The 18,430-nt window shown below is 66.6% G+C and carries 12 protein-coding genes; 9 read left to right on the forward strand and 3 right to left on the reverse strand.

What is annotated here, in order from left to right; translation table 11 throughout:
- The first annotated feature begins 80 nt into the window (after positions 1–80).
- The 6 genes from uvrB to B161_RS0111090 all read left to right on the forward strand — a co-directional run bounded on the left by uvrB (position 81) and on the right by B161_RS0111090 (position 8,445).
- Complete coding sequence (gene uvrB / locus B161_RS0111065; RefSeq protein ID WP_018633466.1) at positions 81–2,252, forward strand: excinuclease ABC subunit UvrB; 2,172 nt, start codon at positions 81–83, stop codon at positions 2,250–2,252.
- 144 nt (positions 2,253–2,396) lie between these two features.
- A complete protein-coding gene (locus B161_RS0111070; protein WP_018633467.1) occupies positions 2,397–3,545 on the forward strand; it encodes an isovaleryl-CoA dehydrogenase in 1,149 nt (382 codons plus the stop codon).
- Positions 3,542–5,152 carry a carboxyl transferase domain-containing protein gene (locus B161_RS0111075; protein WP_018633468.1) on the forward strand — a complete coding sequence of 537 codons (1,611 nt, stop codon included), beginning with the start codon at positions 3,542–3,544 and terminating at the stop codon, positions 5,150–5,152. The genes B161_RS0111070 and B161_RS0111075 overlap by 4 nt, the downstream gene beginning before the upstream one ends.
- Positions 5,153–5,165: 13 nt before the next feature.
- A complete protein-coding gene (locus B161_RS0111080; protein WP_018633469.1) occupies positions 5,166–7,133 on the forward strand; it encodes an acetyl/propionyl/methylcrotonyl-CoA carboxylase subunit alpha in 1,968 nt (655 codons plus the stop codon).
- Complete coding sequence (locus tag B161_RS0111085) at positions 7,130–7,585, forward strand: MaoC family dehydratase (protein WP_018633470.1); 456 nt, start codon at positions 7,130–7,132, stop codon at positions 7,583–7,585. Before B161_RS0111080 ends, B161_RS0111085 begins: the two co-directional genes overlap by 4 nt.
- Positions 7,582–8,445 (forward strand): HpcH/HpaI aldolase/citrate lyase family protein, encoded by an 864-nt coding sequence (locus B161_RS0111090; RefSeq protein WP_018633472.1) that lies wholly within the window; start codon positions 7,582–7,584, stop codon positions 8,443–8,445. Before B161_RS0111085 ends, B161_RS0111090 begins: the two co-directional genes overlap by 4 nt.
- Positions 8,446–8,500: 55 nt before the next feature.
- Here the strand turns inward: B161_RS0111090 and B161_RS0111095 are convergent, their stop codons facing one another.
- A complete protein-coding gene (locus B161_RS0111095) occupies positions 8,501–10,075 on the reverse strand; it encodes a DEAD/DEAH box helicase (protein ID WP_018633473.1) in 1,575 nt (524 codons plus the stop codon).
- Positions 10,076–10,784: 709 nt separating this feature from the next.
- Here B161_RS0111095 and B161_RS0111100 point away from each other — a divergent pair.
- The 3 genes from B161_RS0111100 to B161_RS17865 all read left to right on the forward strand — a co-directional run bounded on the left by B161_RS0111100 (position 10,785) and on the right by B161_RS17865 (position 15,207).
- Positions 10,785–12,845 (forward strand): protein meaA, encoded by a 2,061-nt coding sequence (locus B161_RS0111100; protein WP_018633474.1) that lies wholly within the window; start codon positions 10,785–10,787, stop codon positions 12,843–12,845.
- Positions 12,846–13,078: 233 nt separating this feature from the next.
- Positions 13,079–13,696, forward strand: a complete 618-nt coding sequence (locus B161_RS0111105; RefSeq protein WP_018633475.1) for a glutathione S-transferase family protein — start codon at positions 13,079–13,081, stop codon at positions 13,694–13,696.
- The gene (locus tag B161_RS17865) at positions 13,693–15,207 is read left to right on the forward strand and encodes a VOC family protein (RefSeq protein ID WP_018633476.1); all 1,515 of its coding nucleotides are present in this window, start codon (positions 13,693–13,695) and stop codon (positions 15,205–15,207) included. The genes B161_RS0111105 and B161_RS17865 overlap by 4 nt, the downstream gene beginning before the upstream one ends.
- A gap of 68 nt (positions 15,208–15,275) precedes the next feature.
- Here the strand turns inward: B161_RS17865 and B161_RS0111115 are convergent, their stop codons facing one another.
- Both B161_RS0111115 and B161_RS0111120 read right to left on the reverse strand, forming a co-directional pair.
- A complete protein-coding gene (locus B161_RS0111115) occupies positions 15,276–16,712 on the reverse strand; it encodes an NAD(P)(+) transhydrogenase (Re/Si-specific) subunit beta (protein ID WP_018633477.1) in 1,437 nt (478 codons plus the stop codon).
- Between the two features lie 10 nt (positions 16,713–16,722).
- Positions 16,723–18,297 (reverse strand): Re/Si-specific NAD(P)(+) transhydrogenase subunit alpha, encoded by a 1,575-nt coding sequence (locus B161_RS0111120; protein ID WP_018633478.1) that lies wholly within the window; start codon positions 18,295–18,297, stop codon positions 16,723–16,725.
- Between the last annotated feature and the right edge of the window lie 133 nt (positions 18,298–18,430).

The following is an 18,430-nucleotide window of genomic DNA, read 5'->3' on the forward strand; positions in this document are numbered from 1 at the left end:
GAGCTTTTCGCTCTGGCGCCTCCGGGGAATCGGGCTATATAGGAACGCTTGGAGAACCCGCCAGATGTGGGAAGCGCGCCATGACCGTCGACATCGGACTCCCCGCCGATCCTCAGAAGCCCGCCCGCGCCAAGCTTGAAGGCGGCCGCCGCTTCAAGATGGTCAGCGAATACGCCCCGGCGGGAGATCAGCCCACCGCCATCGCCGAGCTTGCGGCGGGGGTGGGGCAGGGCGAGCGCGATCAGGTCTTGCTCGGCGCGACCGGCACCGGCAAGACCTTCACCATGGCCAAGGTGATCGAAGAGACTCAGCGTCCGGCGATCATCATCGCCCATAACAAAACTCTGGCCGCCCAGCTTTACGGCGAGTTCAAAGCCTTCTTCCCCGAGAACGCGGTCGAATATTTCGTCTCCTATTATGATTATTACCAGCCGGAAGCTTACGTCCCGCGCACCGACACCTTCATCGAGAAGGACGCCCAGATCAACGAGCAGATCGACCGCATGCGCCATTCGGCCACGCGCTCGCTGCTGGAGCGCGACGACGTGATCATCGTGGCCTCGGTCTCCTGCATCTACGGCATAGGCTCGGTGGAGACCTACACCGCCATGACGCAGGATCTGCGGGCGGGCCAGCGCTATGATCTCGGGGCGGTGACGCGCGAATTGGTGGCGCAGCAATATAAGCGCAATGAGACCGGATTTCAGCGCGGCGCCTTCCGGATTCGGGGCGACATCCTCGAACTTTGGCCCGCCCATCTCGAAGACCGCGCATGGCGCTTCAGCTTCTTCGGCGACGATCTTGAAAAGATCGAGGAATTCGATCCTCTGACCGGCGCCAAGACCGCGCCGCTCGACGCCGTGCGCGTCTACGCCAACAGCCATTACGTCACGCCGCGCCCGACGCTGAATCAGGCCATCAAGGGCATCAAGTCGGAACTCGTCCTCACGCTGGACCGCTTCCGCGCTGAAGAAAAGCTTCTGGAGGCCCAGCGCCTCGAACAGCGCACGCTCTTCGATCTGGAGATGATGGAGGCGACGGGCGCCTGCGCGGGCATTGAGAATTATTCGCGCTATCTGACCGGACGCATGCCGGGAGATCCGCCGCCGACGCTCTTCGAATATGTGCCGGATCATGCGTTGGTCTTCGCGGATGAATCCCATGTGACCGTCCCGCAATTAGGGGCGATGTATAAGGGCGACTTCCGCCGCAAATCGACTCTGGCGGAATATGGCTTCCGCCTGCCTTCCTGCATGGACAACCGCCCGCTGAAATTCGAGGAATGGGACGCGATGCGTCCGCAATCGGTCTTCGTCTCGGCGACTCCGGGCCGCTGGGAGATGGAGCGCACGGGCGGCGTCTTCACCGAGCAGGTCATCCGCCCGACGGGGCTCATCGATCCGCCGGTGATCGTGCGCCCGGTGACGCATCAGGTCGACGACGTCATGGCCGAATGCCGCCGCGTGGCCGCCGCCGGAATGCGGGCGCTGGTGACGACCCTCACCAAGCGCATGGCCGAGGATCTGACCGAATATCTCCATGAGCAGGGGATCAAGGTCCGCTATCTGCATTCCGACATCGACACGGTGGAGCGCATCGAGATCCTGCGCGATCTGCGGTTGGGGGTCTTCGACGTGCTGGTCGGGATCAACCTGCTGCGCGAAGGTCTTGATATTCCTGAATGCGGGCTGGTCGCGATTCTCGACGCCGATAAAGAGGGCTTCCTGCGTTCGGAGACCTCGTTGATCCAGACCATCGGCCGCGCGGCCCGCAACGTCGAGGGCGTGGCGATCCTCTACGCCGATAAGATCACCGATTCCATGGCCCGCGCCATGGCCGAGACGGATCGTCGCCGCGAGAAGCAGCAGGCTTATAACCAAGAGCATGGAATCACGCCGCAATCCGTCAAGAAGAACATCGCCGACATCCTGCAATCGCTCTATGAGGGCGATCATGTCACGCCGGAGCTGCCGGAGGGCGTCAAACCCGGCGTGGGCGGCAATCTCGCCAAACATCTGGAGGCCCTGCGCAAACAAATGCTCAAGGCGGCGGAGAACCTCGAATTCGAAGAGGCCGCGCGTCTGCGCGACGAAGTGAAGCGTCTGGAGATGGCCGAGCTGCTCACCGCCGAGGATCCCTTCGTCCGGCAATCGGCGCTTGAGGAGGCTTCGGCGGCGGATCTGCGCCGCGCGGGGCGCTCGACGGCGGGCAGGGCGGGCCGACGCCCGACCCGCGCCCGCGGAAAAAGCTGAAGCGGCGAGACGAAAAGTTGCGGGGGATTGCCAGACCTCCCGCGCTCTGTTTAAGCTTCCCTCCAACTAAAGGATCCCCCGTCGGGCCGCGCGTCCGGGAGGAGGGAAGGGACGCCTCGCGCGGCCCGCTGGGAGGAGACCGCTATGGAATTCGATTTCGGACTCGGCGAAACCGCCGAGGCCATCCGCGAGACGACCGCGCGTTTCGCCGATCAGCATATCGCGCCTCTGGCCGCCAAGACCGACCGCGAGAATAAATTCCCGCGCGAGCTTTGGCCGAAAATGGGCGAGCTTGGCCTCCACGGGATCACCGTCGAAGAGGAATTCGGCGGGCTCGGACTCGGCTATCTGGAGCATGTCGTGGCGATGGAGGAGGTGTCCCGCGCTTCGGCCTCGGTGGGTCTGAGCTACGGCGCCCATTCGAATCTCTGCGTGAATCAGATTCGCCGCTGGGGAAATCCCGAGCAGAAGCGCCATTATCTGCCCAAGCTCATCTCGGGCGAGCATGTCGGCTCTCTGGCCATGTCGGAGGCGGGCAGCGGCTCGGACGTGGTCTCCATGCGCACCCGCGCCGATAAAACCGCCAAAGGCTGGCGGCTCAACGGGACGAAGTTCTGGATCACCAACGCCCCCGAAGCCGACACGCTCGTCGTCTACGCCAAAACCGATCCCTCCGCCGGGCCGCGCGGCATCTCGGCCTTCTTCATCGAGAAGGGAGACGAAGGCTTCTCCGTCTCGCCCAAGCTCGACAAGATGGGCATGCGGGGCTCGGACACCGCCGAACTCGTCTTTCAGGATTGCGAGATCCCCGCCGACCGCCTGATGGGCAAGGAAGGCGAGGGCGTGAAGATCCTCATGTCCGGACTGGATTACGAGCGCGCCGTGCTTTCGGCGGGTCCGCTCGGCATCATGCGGGCCGCGCTGGACGTGGTGCTGCCCTATGTCCGCGAGCGCAAGCAATTCGGCCAGCGCATCGGCGATTTCCAGCTCATGCAGGCCAAGATCGCCGACATGTATGTGGCTCTGAACTCCTCGCGGGCCTATGTCTACGCCGTGGCCAAGGCCTGCGACGCGGGCAAGACCACCCGCGCGGACGCCGCCGCCGCCATTCTGCTCGCCAGCGAAAACGCCGTCAAAACCAGCCTTGAGGCCGTGCAGGCTCTGGGCGGAGCTGGCTACACCAAGGAATGGCCCGTCGAGCGCCTCGTGCGCGACGCCAAGCTCTACGACATCGGCGCGGGCACCAATGAAATCCGCCGCTACCTCATCGGGCGGGAGATCGTCGGGGCATGAGCCGCATCAAAAGCGCCGCAGACCCGGATTCGCCGGGATTTCAGGCCAACGCCGCCCATCACCGCGCCCTCGCGCAGGAGCTGCGCGAGCGGGCCGCCAAGACCGCCCTCGGCGGCCCCGAGCGCGCCCGCGCCCGCCATACCGAGCGCGGCAAGCTCTTGCCGCGCGAGCGCGTCATCCGGCTTCTGGATCCGGCCTCCTCCTTTCTGGAGATCGGGGCTCTGGCGGCGGGCGGCATGTATGAGGACGAGGCCCCCGCCGCGGGCGTGATCGCCGGGATCGGGCGGGTTTCGGGCCGCGAGGTCATGATCGTCGCCAATGACGCCACGGTGAAGGGCGGCGCCTATTTCCCGATGACCGTCAAGAAGCATCTCCGGGCGCAGGAGATCGCCCGCGAGAACCGCCTTCCTTGCGTTTATCTGGTCGACAGCGGCGGCGCGAATCTGCCGCATCAGGCCGAGGTCTTCCCCGACCGCGATCATTTCGGCGCGATCTTCTATAATCAGGCGCAGATGTCGGCGGAGGGGATTCCGCAGATCGCCTGCGTCATGGGCAGCTGCACGGCGGGCGGGGCCTATGTGCCCGCCATGTCCGACGAGACGGTGATCGTGCGCAATCAGGGCACGATCTTCCTCGCGGGGCCGCCTCTGGTGAAGGCCGCGACGGGCGAAGTCATCTCCGCCGAGGATCTCGGCGGCGCCGAGGTCCATGGCCGCCGCTCCGGCGTGGTGGATCACGTCGCCGAGAACGACGAGCATGCTTTGCGCATCGTCCGCGAGATCGTCGCCACGCTGAACCGCCCGAAACCCCTCGACATCGAGCTTGCGGAGCCGCGTCCGCCCGCGCTGGATCCCGAAGGGCTTTATGGGATTCTCCCGCAGGATCTGCGCTCGCCCTATGACGTGCGCGAGGCCATCGGCCGCATCGTCGACGGCTCCGATTTCCGCGAGTTCAAGCCGCTTTACGGAACCACTCTGGTCTGCGGCTTCGCCCATATCTGGGGAATTCCCGTCGCCATTCTGGCGAATAACGGCGTGATCTTCTCGGAGAGCGCCATGAAGGGCGCGCATTTCATCGAGCTGGCCTGTCAGCGCCGGATTCCCTTGCTGTTCCTGCAAAACGTCTCGGGCTTCATGGTGGGCGGCAAATATGAGGCGGGCGGCATCGCCAAGGACGGCGCCAAGCTCGTGACCGCCGTCGCCACCGCCAGCGTGCCGAAGATCACCGTGCTGATCGGCGGCTCCTTCGGCGCTGGGAATTACGGCATGTGCGGAAGGGCTTACCGCCCGCGCTTTCTCTTCAGCTGGCCCAACAGCCGCATCAGCGTGATGGGCGGCGAACAGGCGGCCTCGGTGCTGGCGACCATCCGCCGCGACGCTCTGGAGGCGCGCGGCGAGGAATGGTCCAAAGAGGCGGAGGAGGCTTTCAAAAATCCCATCCGCGCCCGCTATGAGGACGAAGGCAATCCCTATCACGCCACCGCCCGGCTCTGGGACGACGGCGTGATCGATCCCGTCCAGACCCGCGACGTGCTGGGCCTCGCCTTTTCGGCGACGCTCAACGCCCCCATTCCCCAAACGCCGCGCTTCGGCGTGTTCCGTATGTGAGAGGAGATCGGCCATGATGGAGAGTCTGCTGATCGCCAATCGCGGCGAGATCGCAAGGCGCATTTTGCGCACGGCCAAGCGTCTTGGGGTGCGCGGAATCGCGGTGTATTCCGAAGCCGACGCCGAGGCGCCCTTCGTGAAGGAGGCCGACGAGGCGGTGTTGATCGGTCCGGCCCCCGCCCGCGAGAGCTATCTCGTCCAAGCCAAAATTCTGGAGGCCGCCCGCAAGACGGGCGCCCAAGCGATTCATCCGGGCTACGGCTTCCTCTCGGAGAACGCCGAATTCGCCGAGGCGGTCCAGAAGGCGGGCCTGATCTGGGTGGGGGCGCCGCCTTCCTCCATTCGGGCCATGGGCCTGAAGGACGCCGCCAAACGCCTGATGCAGGAAGCGGGAGTCCCCGTCACCCCCGGTTATCTCGGCGAGGATCAAAGCGAGGCGCGTCTCGCCGCCGAGGCTGCGGCCATCGGCTGGCCGATTCTCATCAAAGCCGTGGCGGGCGGCGGCGGCAAAGGCATGCGCCGCGTCGACCGCGCCGAGGATTTCCTCGGGGCGCTGACCTCCTGCCGCCGCGAGGCCGCCGCCTCCTTCGGCGACGACCGGGTGCTGCTGGAGAAATACATCCTCAATCCGCGCCATATCGAGGTTCAGGTCTTCGGCGACCAGCAGGGCGGGGCGGTGCATCTCTTCGAGCGCGATTGCTCTTTGCAGCGCCGCCATCAAAAAGTGATCGAGGAGGCGCCGGCCCCCGGCATGGACCCCGCCACCCGCGAGGCGCTTTGCGCGGCGGCGGTGCGGGCGGCCAAGGCGGTGGATTACGTCGGGGCGGGGACCATCGAATTCATCGCCGACGGCTCCGAGGGCCTGCGCGCGGACCGCATCTGGTTCATGGAGATGAACACCCGCCTTCAGGTCGAGCATCCCGTCACCGAGGAGATCACCGGCGAGGATCTGGTCGAATGGCAATTGCGCGTCGCCTGCGGCGAGCCTCTGCCGAAGACTCAGGATCAGATCACGATGAAGGGCTGGGCCATGGAGGCCCGGCTTTACGCGGAGAATCCCGCAGCGGGCTTTCTGCCCTCCACCGGGCGGCTGGAGCGGCTCCACCTCCCGAGCTGGTTTTATCCGCCCGATGACGAGAAGATGCGTTTTGGCGTTCATTGCCGCGTGGACGCGGGCGTGGAGGAGGGCGGCGAGGTCTCGCCCTATTATGATCCGATGATCGCCAAGCTGATCGTCCACGCCGACACGCGCGAGGAGGCGGCCCGAAATCTGGCGATGGGCTGCGCGCAGGTGCAGGTCTGGCCGGTCAAAACCAATGCGGGCTTTCTCGTCCGGGCGGCCTCCGATCCGGATTTCATCGCCGGGCGCATAGACACCGGCTTCATCGAGCGCCATGCGGAAAGGCTTGTTCCGGATGGCGAGCCTCCGCTGGTGGTCATGCAGACGGCGGTTTTGGATCTCACGAGGGAAAAGAGCCGCAATCTCTGGTCGCCCGGTCCCTGGGACCGGCTGCAGGGCTTCCGCCTGAACGCCGATTCTGCGCCGCGCGCCGAAATCTGGATTGCGGGCGGCGTTCGCTGGGTCGACCTGGAGGCGGATCCTCAGAAAATCGCCTCAGGCGCCCAGCTTTCTCTCAACTGGTTTTTCTCCGGCGAGGAGGATCGCGTCGTTTTTTATCACGGCGAGGCCTGGGCCTTCAGAGCGCCTACCGCCGACGACGGCGCGGAAGGCGCGGGCGCCGAGGGCGGCGGCGAGATCTTCGCGCCCATGCCGGGGCTCGTGGTCTCCGTCGAGGTCGCGGAGGGCGAGAAGGTGGCCAAGGGTCAGAAGCTGCTGACCCTCACCGCCATGAAGATGGAGCACGCCCTCGCCGCGCCTTTCGACGGAACCGTGACGCGTCTGGCGGTCAAAGCGGGCGATCAGGTGACGGAAAGCGCGCTTCTGGCGGCGGTCGGGCGCGATGAGGAGGGCGCCGCATGACCGGACGCTGGTTCGAAGACTGGACCGAGGGCGAAACCCTCGAACATGAGATCCGCCGCACCGTCACCGAGACGGACAACCTGCTGATCTCGGCCCTGACCCATAATCCGCAGCCTCTGCACCTTGACGCCGAGGCGGCGGCGGCCAGCGAATTCGGGCGGATTCTCGTCAACGGCACCTTCACCTTCGCGCTGATGGTGGGGCTTTCGGTGGGCGACACCACCTTAGGCGTGCTGGTGGCGAATCTGGGCTATGACAAAGTGGTGATGCCCAAGCCCGTCTTCATCGGCGACACTTTGCGGGCGCGCTCCAAGGTGGTCGCGCTGCGGGAGTCGAAATCGCGCCCCGAGGCCGGATTGGTCACCTTCGAGCATCAGGCCGTGAACCAGCGCGACGACGTGGTTTGTCAATGTCTGCGCACGGCGCTCATTCGCCGGAGGCCCGCCGCATGAGGCTCCGTTCGCTGCTCTTCACGCCGGGCGACCGTCCGGACCGCATGCTCAAGGCGCTGGAATCCGGCGCCGACGCGGTGATCCTCGATCTGGAGGACGCGGTTTCGCCCGAGCGCAAGCCCGAGGCCCGGCGGCGCGTGGCCGAGCTTCTCGCCTCCGCTCAGCGTTCGGCGCGGGTCTTCGTGCGGATCAATCCGCTGCAAGGGCCCGAGGCCGACCGCGATCTCGCGGCGGTGCTGGAGGGCGCGCCGGACGGGCTTTTGCTGCCGAAATCCGAAAGCGCGGCGAGCGTCAAGGCGCTTCAGGCGCGCGTCGCGGCGCATGGGGGGAGGCTGCCGCCGGTTCTGCCCATCGCCACCGAGACCCCGGCGGCGATCTTCGGGCTCGGGAGCTACCGCGAGGTCGCGTCCCTGCTCTGCGGGCTGACATGGGGCGCCGAGGATCTGCCCGCCGCCATCGGCGCCGCGACCTCGCGCGAGCCGGACGGCGGTTACTCCGCGCCTTATGAGATAGTCCGGAGCCTGACCTTGTTCGGCGCCCATGCGGCGGGGGTCTCGCCCATCGACACGGTGTTTCCCGCCTTCAAGGACATGGCCGGACTCGCCGCCTACGCCGCCCGCGCCCGCCGCGACGGCTTTCGCGGCATGATGGCGATCCATCCGGCGCAGGTTCCGGCGATCAACGCCGCCTTCGCTCCGAGCGCCGTCGAAGTCGATTGGGCGCGGCGCGTTCTGGCGGCCTTCGCCGCCGCGCCGGGCGCGGGGGCGGTGAATCTCGAAGGCGCCATGCTGGACGCGCCCCATCGCAAACAGGCTGAGCGGATCCTCGAAGAGGCTCAGGCGCCCGCCTCCAAAACTTAAAGAGCGCCGCCTTTTCAGGCGACGCTCCGGGATGGCTTCAGGAAGAAAGACGCGCTCAGGCGGCGATTTCTTCGCCCTCGTCCTTGCGCTTGGCGAGGACCGGCGTCGGGATGAGCATGAAGGCCGGGACATGGTCCCCGAAGCCCACGACGTTCTCGTCCATCTCCTCCTCCTCCTCGCGCCGGCGCCGACCGCCCCGGCCGCCTCTGTCGAAGCGGTCGTTGCGCTCGCGGCCGGGCAGAGGCGCGCGCGGATCGGGGCGCTGCTCGTTCCGGGAGTCGGGACGCGACTCCGTGCGAGAGGGTTCGGAGCGGGGAGCTTCGGAACGCGGGCCGCGGCCCTCGCGGCGGGGCTCCTCCGTCGGGCGACGGCGCCCGCCTCTCTCTTCGCGCTCGTTGCGGCGGCCGGAGCCGCCTTCGGCGCGCTCGGCCGGAGCCTCTTCGCCGGTTTTGCTCTGAGCCTCAGGCTCGGCGCGGGCGGCCCTGCCGGGGGCTTCGAGGCGCGGAATGGGCTTTTTCGTCAGATCCTCGATCTGCGCGATGTATTTGGCGTCGCTGGGCAGCGCGAGGGTGTAGGCCGTGCCCGAGCGTCCGGCGCGGCCCGTGCGGCCGATGCGGTGGACGTAATCCTCGGGATGGGTCGGGGCGTCGAAGTTGAAGACATGGCTGACGTCGGGGATGTCGAGTCCGCGCGCCGCCACGTCCGAGGCCACCAACAGCTGAATCGCGCCGTTGCGGAAGCCGTCGAGCACCCGCATGCGCACATGCTGGTCGAGGTCGCCGTGCAGGGCGCCCACCGAGAAGCCATGGACCTCAAGGGATTTATAAAGAACCCCGACGTCGCGCTTGCGGTTGCAGAAGATGATGGCGTTGCGCAGCTTGTCGCCTTCGCCCTTGAGCATGGCGCGCAGCACGTCGCGTTTGCGCTTGGTCTCGATCTCGCGGCCGCCGCCGCCCTCGATCTGCCGCAGGCCCTGCGCCACGGTGTCGGCGGTGGTGGCGGGACGCGCCACCTCGACGCGCACCGGCGCCTGAAGGAACTCGCTCGTCAGCTTGACGATCTCCGGCGGCATGGTCGCCGAGAAGAAGAGCGTCTGACGCGTGAAGGGCGTGAGCTTGAAGATGCGCTCGATGTCGGGGATGAAGCCCATGTCCAGCATGCGGTCGGCTTCGTCCACCACCATGATCTGCACGCCGGTCAGCATGAGCTTGCCGCGCTCGACATGGTCCAGCAGCCGCCCCGGCGTGGCGATGAGCACGTCCACGCCGCGGTCGATGAGCTTATCCTGCTCGTTGAAGGAGACGCCGCCGATCAGCAAAGCCATGGTGAGCTTGTAATGCTTGCCGTAGGTCTCGAAGTTCTCGGCCACCTGAGCGGCCAGCTCGCGCGTCGGCGCGAGGATCAGAGAGCGCGGCATGCGCGCCCGGGCGCGGCCCTGAGCCAGCAAGGCGATCATCGGCAGCGTGAAGGAGGCCGTTTTTCCGGTGCCCGTCTGCGCGATGCCGAGAACGTCCCGGCCCGCCAGCGCATGCGGGATGGCCTCGGCCTGAATGGGCGTCGGCTCCTTATAGCCCGCTTCGGCGATGGCCTGGAGGAGCGGAGCGGGCAGATTCAGATCGTCAAACGTCATTGACCGTTTAAACTCACGTATGAGATGGCGCCTCGCAAGCCATAGACTGCGGCGTATGGGCAACATGCTCCGCGGCGCGGAGAAAGTCAAACTTTCGCTGCGACGCGAAGGGTCCGGATGAGCGGCGCGGAAGGACGCGGGCCGGGAGTTTTCGTCGCTCAGGGCCGCAGAAGACGAGGAGGATCCCGGAGCGGCTCCGGTCGGGAGCAGGGCGGCGGGTCGGGCGCGCCTCCTCTCCGCGCAGGGGCGGAAGCCCCGCCAGAGGCCGTAAGGCTTTGGAATGCGGGCGGGAATCCCTCCGGCGCGCGGATCCAGGATCAGAAGCCCCGCCTGAGCCGCGCGCAGGGTCGGGCGCTCAGATGAAGAGGGCGAGAATCCCGGCCTCCTCCGCAAGGGCGCGGCGCGGCGGAGGAAAGCCGTCGTCGGGCCGGGCCTGCGTCTTAAGGATAGGGCGCGGCGGCTCCTGCGGCCGCCGCGGATCGGGCCGCCCCGGCGAACAGCCTTGCGGCCTCTCGGGCGGGGGCGTCGCGCGGGAGGATGATCGGGGACGTCGCGCGGTCGATTTCGTGATTTGCGCATCATCCCTTCGTCCTGAGGCTCGCTTGAGACTTAATATTGCTTTTGCGCTGCGGCGTAGGATGGGTATAGTCGCGCCAGAACCGACGCCGAAGCGAGGCCGCGCCCTCGCGCTGATCTGGAATCCGCGATCATGTCCGAGCTTAAGTCCGACGCCGCTCCCAAGCCGCCCGTCGCCCGCGACGCCCCTTGGCTCATGCGCACTTACGCCGGCCATTCCACGGCGGCCAAGTCCAACGCGCTTTATCGCAGCAATCTGGCCAAGGGTCAGACGGGCCTGTCCATCGCCTTCGACCTGCCGACCCAGACCGGCTATGATTCCGACGATCCGCTTGCGCGCGGCGAAGTCGGCAAGGTGGGCGTGCCGGTCAGCCATCTCGGCGACATGAAGGCCCTGCTCGACGGCATTCCGCTCGACCGCATGAACACCTCCATGACGATCAACGCGACGGCGCCTTGGCTGCTCGCGCTCTACATCGCCACGGCGGAGGCTCAGGGCGTCGATCCGAAAAGCCTGCAAGGCACCACGCAGAACGATCTGATCAAGGAATATCTCTCGCGCGGGGCTTACGTCTATCCGCCCGCGCCCTCGATCCGGCTGGTGGGCGACGTGGCCGCCTACACCCTCACCGAGGTTCCGAAATGGAACCCCATGAACGTCTGCTCTTATCACCTGCAGGAGGCGGGCGCGACGCCTGAGCAGGAGCTCGCTTATGCTCTGGCGACGGCCATCGCGGTTCTGGATTCGCTCAAGGCCCGCAAGGAGATCCCCGCCGAGACCTTGGGTCAGATCCTCGGGCGGCTGTCGTTCTTCGTGAACGCCGGGATGCGCTTCATCACCGAGATGTGCAAGATGCGCGCTTTCGGCGAGCTCTGGGAGGAGATCGCCGAGACTCGTTATGGCGTCACGGATGAAAGGCTCCGGCGCTTCCGCTACGGCGTGCAGGTCAACAGCCTCGGCCTGACCGAGCAGCAGCCGGAAAACAACGTCTACCGCATCCTCATCGAGGCTCTCGCGGTGACGATCTCCAAGAACGCCCGCGCCCGCGCCTTGCAGCTTCCCGCTTGGAACGAAGCGCTGGGCCTGCCGCGGCCTTGGGATCAGCAATGGTCGCTGCGGATGCAGCAGATTCTCGCCTTCGAGACCGACCTCCTCGAATATGGCGATCTCTTCGACGGCTCTCCGGTGGTGGCGGCCAAGGTCGAGGAGCTGAAGACCGGCGCCCGCGAGGAGCTGGCCCGCATCGAGGAGATGGGCGGGGCGCTCAACGCTCTGGATTATATGAAGCGTCGCCTTGTGGAATCCAACGCCGCCCGTCTGGCGCGGATCGAATCCGGCGAGCAGGTGGTCGTGGGCGTGAATAAATACGCCTCCGGCGAGCCCTCGCCGCTTTCGGGCGGAGACGGCGCGATCCTCGTGGTGGATCCGGCGGTGGAGGCCGAGCAAATCGCCTCGCTCAAGGCTTGGCGCGCCCAGCGCGACGAAAAGGCCGTGCAGGCCGCCCTCGCGGAGCTGAAATCCGCCGCCAAGGAAGGCCGCAACGTCATGCCGCCTTCGATCATCGCGGCGCGGCTCGGCGCCACGACGGGCGAATGGGGCGGAGCGCTCCGCGAGATCTTCGGCGAGTTCCGCGCCCCCACAGGCGTTTCGGCGGCCTCTTCGGCGCCCAGCACCGACCTCACGCGCATGAAGGTCGTGCGTCAGCGCGTGGCCGAGGTTTCGGATCGCCTCGGGCGGCGCATCAAGATGCTGGTCGGCAAGCCGGGCCTCGACGGCCATTCCAACGGCGCCGAGCAAATCGCCGTGCGCGGCCGCGATTGCGGCTTTGAAGTCGTCTATGAAGGCATCCGCCTGACTCCCGCCCAGATCGTCAATTCGGCGCTTGAGGAAAGCGTGCATGTGGTGGGGCTGTCCATCTTGTCGGGCTCGCATCTGGCGCTCGTCGAGGAGGTGCTGGAGCGCATGAAGGCTCTGGAGATGAACGACGTCATCGTGATCGTCGGCGGCATCATCCCGGATTCCGACGCCGAATTGCTGCTGAAGTCCGGCGTGACGCGCGTCTATACGCCCAAGGATTTCGACCTCACCAAGATTATGAGCGAGATCGTGGATATGGTCGAGGCTCAGGCGGCCGGAGCGTTGTCCAGCGAAGCCGTTTCGGCTTCGCGTCGTGAAAACGCGGCGACGAAATGAATCAGGGCCTTTGAACGACCCCTTGGGGTCGGAAAAGGCCCGAAAGCCCGCCGCCTGATCTGTCCTGAGGCGCCTTTGAACAGCCCGCTCCGGAGCGCCGGGGCGGGCTTTTTCTGTTCAAGGCCCCAGCCCGAATCTGACTGTTTCTCCGCTCCGGCTTGTCGGCCTCTGGAGAAAACCGCATAAGCCTCCCCATATCCCTGACGACAAAACCGAATCCCGAGGAAATCCCTATGACCAAGCTGTTTTACGCGCCCGGAGCCTGCTCCCTCGCGCCGCATATCGTTCTGGAGTGGATCGGCGCGCCCTATGAGGCCCATCGCGTGACTTACGGCTCGCCGGAGCTGGTCGCGGTGAATCCCTCGGGCGCGGTGCCTGCGCTTCGGGAGGAGGACGGTTGGATTCTGACTCAGGCGGGCGCGATCCTCGAATATCTGGCGGCCAAGCATCCGGAGGCGAAGCTTTCGGGCGGCGAGGGCCTGCGCGCGGCGGCCGAGGCGCATCGCTGGTCGAGCTTCTTCACGGGGGATCTGCATCCCTCCTTCTACCCGGTCTTCATGGCCGACCGCTACACCACGGACCGCTCCGAGGCGGGGCTTGCGGCGACCCGCGCGGCGGGCCTTGATCTGGTGCGCAAGCGCTTCAAGATCCTCAACGACCATCTTCAGGGCCGCGAATGGATCCTTGAGGGCCGTTCGGTCATGGACGCCTACGCCTTCCCGATGATCCGTTGGGGCCGGGCCAAGCTGCCCGAGGGCATGGGCGCCTATCCGAACGTCATGGCGCTGCATGACCGCCTCGCCGCCGACGAAGGGGTCAAGACGGTCCTCGCGCGGGAAGCCGCGAAGTGACCAGCGGAATTCATCACGTCACGCTGGTGACGCGGCGGGTGCAGGCCAATGTGGATTTCTACGTCGGCTTCCTCGGCCTCCGCCTCGTCAAGCGCACGGCCGGCTACGCCGACCCCACGCAGCTGCATCTGTTCTACGGCGACCGCGTGGGCGCGCCCGGGACTCTGCTGACCTTCCTCGTCTGGGAGGACGGCGCCCCGGGCCGCGCCGGACATGGGCAAATCGGAGAGGTGGCGCTCTCCGTGCCGAAAGAGAGCCTCGGCCATTGGCTGACGCGGGCGATGGAGCATCGCGTTCCGCATGAAAGCCCGAGCCGCGAATTCGGCGAGACGGTCCTGCGTCTGAAGGATCCGGACGGGGTGATCGTCAAGCTGGTCGGGGCGGAGGCTCCGGAAGGGGCCGCCCCCGAGGAGATGGCGCCCATCCGCATTCGGGCCGCGACTCTGCTGACCGAAAAGCCCGAAGAAACCGCCGCTTTCGTGGCGCGCTTCGGCTATCGGCCGGGGCCGCGCGAGGGCTCGATTCAGCGGATGCTCTCGGAGACCGACGCTCTGGACGTCCGCGACGCGAGCGGATTTTATCCCGGCGTCGCGGGGGCGGGAGCGGCGGATCACGTCGCCTTTCGCGCGCCGGACGAAGCGGCGGTGCGGGCTCTGGCGGCGGAGTTTTCGGCGGAAGGGGCGGAGACCTCGCTCCGGGACCGGAAATATTTCTTCTCCTTCTACGTCCGCGAGCCGGGCGGCTCTCTGATCGAATGCGCCTCCGACGGGCCGGGCTTCCTGCTCGACGAGCCGGAGGAGACTCTCGGGACGAGGCTGTTCTTCCCGCCCCGCGCCCAAGGCGTCGAGGATCTGGCGGCCATGCTGCCGCAATTCGCCCTCCCCGGCGCGCCTCGGCGGCCTCGGCGGGATTTGCCCTTCGTCCATCGCTTCCGCGATCCCGAAGGCGCGGAGCCCGACGGCTCGACGCTGATCCTGCTCCATGGCTCGGCGGGGATGGAGGCGGATCTGATGCCCTTCGCCGCGCGGGTCGCGCCGCGCGCCACGTTGCTGGGTCTGCGGGGCCGCAGCATCGAGGAGGGGAGCCATCGCTGGTTCCGGCGTCTGCCGGGGCGGCGCTTCGATCAGGAGGACGTCCGCGCCGAGGCCGAGGCTCTGGTCTGGACTCTGGAGGAGGCGCAGCGGGCCTATGGGCTGGATCCCGAGCGGGTCGCGGTTCTGGGCTGGTCCAATGGCGCGAACCTTCTCGGAGCGGCGATGCTGCTCCATCCGGGGGCGATCCGGCGGGGGATCCTGCTGCGTCCGCAGATGGTGCTGGAGGCCGAGCCCGGCGCGGCCCCCGCGCCTGCCGAAGCGCTTCTGCTGACCGGCGCGAGCGATCCTTCCGCGGAGCCCCTTGCGGAGGCTCTGAGGCGGGCCGGGGCCTCGGCGGAGCTTCAGCAGGCCGCGCTCGGGCATAATCCGACGCCCAATGACGAAGAGATCCTGCGGGCCTGGCTGAAGCGCGCTTGAGGCGAGACGACATGACGAAGGCCCGGAGGTCTCCCTCCGGGCCTTCTTTCGATTCTCAGGCGGAAAGATCAGGCGATCTTGGTCAGCAGCTCGTCCAGCGACTTCTTGGCGTCGCCGTAGAACATCCGGGTGTTGTCCTTATAGAAGAGCGGGTTCTCGATGCCCGAATAGCCCGTTCCGGCGCCGCGCTTGCTGACGAAGACCTGCTTCGCCTTCCAGACCTCCAGCACCGGCATGCCGGCGATGGGCGAGTTCGGATCCTCCTGCGCGGCGGGATTCACCACGTCGTTGGAGCCGATGACGATGGCCACGTCGGTCTCCGGGAAGTCGTCGTTGATCTCGTCCATCTCCAGAACGATGTCGTAGGGCACCTTGGCCTCCGCGAGCAGCACGTTCATATGCCCCGGCAGACGGCCCGCCACCGGATGAATGCCGAAGCGCACGTTCTTGCCCTTGGCGCGCAGACGCCGCGTCAGCTCGGAGACCGATTGCTGCGCCTGAGCCACCGCCATGCCGTAGCCCGGCACGATGATGACGCTGTCGGCGTCGTTGAGCGCGGCGGCCACGCCGTCGGCGTCGATGGCGATCTGCTCGCCCGCGATCTCCATGGCGGGGCCTTTCGCCGCGCCGCCGAAGCCGCCGAGGATCACCGAGACGAAGGAGCGGTTCATCGCCTTGCACATGATGTAGCTCAGAATGGCGCCCGAAGAGCCCACCAGAGCGCCCACCACGATCAGCAGGTCATTGCCCAGCGTGAAGCCGATGGCCGCGGCCGCCCAACCCGAATAGCTGTTGAGCATGGAGACCACCACGGGCATGTCGGCGCCGCCGATGCCCATGATCAGATTCCAGCCGATGAAGCCCGCGATGACGGCGGTCAGCACCACGGTCCAGAGGCCCGCGCCCGCCAGATACATGATCCCGAGGATCACGCAGAGCGCCAGAGCGCCCGCGTTGAGCATATGGCCGCCGGGCAGCTGCTTGGGTTTGCCGTCGACCTTGCCCGCGAGCTTGCCGAAGGCGATGACCGAGCCGGTGAAGGTCACCGCGCCGATGAAGACGCCGAGGAAGACCTCGACCTTCATGATGTTCAGCTCGACGCCGCTCTTATGCGCCAGCACGCCCGCGAATCCGGTGAGAGCCCTGCGAGCCTCCTCGCCGAGGCCCGCGACGTGCCGCGCCTCCATTTCGGCGTTGATCGCGATGAAGACCGCCGCGAGGCCGACCAGCGAATGCATGGCCGCCACGAGCTGAGGCATCTCGGTCATGCCGACGCGCTTGGCGAGCATCGCGCCGCCGATCGCGCCGGGAATCGCCATGAGCAGCACCAGCCATCCGCCGCCGACGCCCGGCGTCAGCAGAGTGGCGAAGAAGGCCAGCGCCATGCCGACCACGCCATACCAGACCGCGCGTTTCGCGCTTTCCTGATTCGACAATCCGCCCAGCGAGAGGACGAAGAGCACCGCCGCCACGACATAGGCGGCTGAAACCAATCCCAAAGGCATTTCAACCCCCTTACGACTTCTGGAACATGGCGAGCATCCGGCGCGTGACCATGAAGCCGCCGACGATGTTCACGGCGGTCATGAGCACGGCCAAAGCCGCAAGGATCTTCACGAGCGAGACGTCCGAGCCGATCTGCAGAATCGCGCCGACGATCACGATGGAGGAGATCGCGTTGGTCACCGCCATGAGCGGCGTATGCAGCGAATGGGCGACGTTCCAGATCACCTGAAAGCCCACGAAGACCGCCAGAGCGAAGACGATCATATGCTGCATGAAGCTCGCCGGAGCGAACCCGCCGAGGATCAGCAGAAAGCCCGCCATGGCCGCCAGCAGGCCGACCTGATTGCGCGTGCTTTTCTTGAAATTCGCGACCTCAAGCGCGCGCTTCTCCTCATGGGTCAGCTCCTTGGGCTTCTCCTTGGGCTTTTGCGCGGCGATGGCCTGAATCTTCGGCGGCGGCGGCGGGAAGGTGATCGCGCCGTCATAGGTCACGGTGGCGCCGCGGATCACGTCGTCCTCCATGTTGTGGACGACCTGACCATCCTTGCCGGGGGTCAGATCGGACATCATATGGCGGATGTTCGTCGAATACAGGCTGGAGGCCTGCGAAGCCATGCGGCTCGGGAAATCGGTGTAGCCGACCACGGTCACGCCGTTGTCGCTGACGATCTTCTGATCCGGAACCGTCAGATCGCAGTTGCCGCCGCGCTCGGCGGCGAGATCCACGACCACCGAGCCGGGCTTCATCGCCTCGACCATGTCCTTCAGCCAGAGCTTGGGGGCGTCGCGGCCGGGGATGAGCGCCGTGGTGATCACGATGTCCATATCCGGGGCCAGCTCGCGGAATTTCTTGAGCTGGGCCTCGCGGAACTCCGGCGAGCTGGGGGCCGCGTAGCCGCCCGTGGCGGCGCCGTCGGTCTGCTGCTCCGAGAAGTCGAGATAGACGAATTCCGCGCCCATGGACTCGATCTGCTCGGCCACTTCCGGCCGCACGTCGAAGGCGTAGACCATGGCGCCGAGCGAGGTCGCCGCGCCGATGGCCGCAAGGCCCGCCACGCCCGCGCCCACCACCAGCACCTTGGCCGGGGGCACCTTGCCCGCCGCCGTGACCTGTCCGGTGAAGAAGCGGCCGAAATTGGCGCCGGCCTCGATCACCGCGCGATAGCCCGCGATGTTGGCCATGGAGGAGAGGGCGTCCATCTTCTGGGCGCGCGAGATGCGCGGCACCATGTCCATGGCGACGACGTTGGTCCCGATCTCCTTGGCCTGCTCCAGAAGCTCTTTATTCTGGGCCGGGTAGAAAAAGGAGATGAGCAGCTGTCCCTTGCGGGTGAGCTTCAGCTCCTCCGGGGTCGGAGGGCGGACCTTCGCCACGATCTCGGCCTCGGCGAAGAGGGCCTCCGTCGAGGGGACCACGCGCACGCCCGCTTTTTCATAAGCGGCGTCGGAGAATCCGGCCTTTACGCCCGCGCCCGATTCGATCAGGCAAACATAGCCCAGCTTTTGAAGCTGCAAGGCGCTGTCGGGCGTCATCGCCACGCGCGATTCGCCTGCGAAACTTTCTTTCGGCGCCCCGATCTTCATAAGGTCTTCCTCCGCATTTCTGATCCCCCAGACGTCGTTTTAGCGCGGCGAGGGCCGCGTTCCGAACGAAACGGCGCCCCGGAATCCCGCATCTCCGCGCCTTTGCGGCCGCGCCGGAGGAGACTCCGGCTCA

This window comes from Neomegalonema perideroedes DSM 15528 (genome assembly GCF_000374145.1).
In the GTDB taxonomy this organism is placed as follows: domain Bacteria; phylum Pseudomonadota; class Alphaproteobacteria; order Rhodobacterales; family Rhodobacteraceae; genus Neomegalonema; species Neomegalonema perideroedes.

Excerpts from the sequence above, each read along its gene's own strand:
- uvrB (WP_018633466.1), top strand. The coding sequence starts at position 81 with ATGACCGTCGACATCGGACTCCCCGCCGATCCTCAGAAGCCCGCCCGC.
- B161_RS0111070 (WP_018633467.1), top strand. The coding sequence starts at position 2,397 with ATGGAATTCGATTTCGGACTCGGCGAAACCGCCGAGGCCATCCGCGAG.
- B161_RS0111075 (WP_018633468.1), top strand. The coding sequence starts at position 3,542 with ATGAGCCGCATCAAAAGCGCCGCAGACCCGGATTCGCCGGGATTTCAG.
- B161_RS0111080 (WP_018633469.1), top strand. The coding sequence starts at position 5,166 with ATGATGGAGAGTCTGCTGATCGCCAATCGCGGCGAGATCGCAAGGCGC.
- B161_RS0111085 (WP_018633470.1), top strand. The coding sequence starts at position 7,130 with ATGACCGGACGCTGGTTCGAAGACTGGACCGAGGGCGAAACCCTCGAA.
- B161_RS0111090 (WP_018633472.1), top strand. The coding sequence starts at position 7,582 with ATGAGGCTCCGTTCGCTGCTCTTCACGCCGGGCGACCGTCCGGACCGC.
- B161_RS0111095 (WP_018633473.1), bottom strand. The coding sequence starts at position 10,075 with ATGACGTTTGACGATCTGAATCTGCCCGCTCCGCTCCTCCAGGCCATC.
- B161_RS0111100 (WP_018633474.1), top strand. The coding sequence starts at position 10,785 with ATGTCCGAGCTTAAGTCCGACGCCGCTCCCAAGCCGCCCGTCGCCCGC.
- B161_RS0111105 (WP_018633475.1), top strand. The coding sequence starts at position 13,079 with ATGACCAAGCTGTTTTACGCGCCCGGAGCCTGCTCCCTCGCGCCGCAT.
- B161_RS0111115 (WP_018633477.1), bottom strand. The coding sequence starts at position 16,712 with ATGCCTTTGGGATTGGTTTCAGCCGCCTATGTCGTGGCGGCGGTGCTC.
- B161_RS0111120 (WP_018633478.1), bottom strand. The coding sequence starts at position 18,297 with ATGAAGATCGGGGCGCCGAAAGAAAGTTTCGCAGGCGAATCGCGCGTG.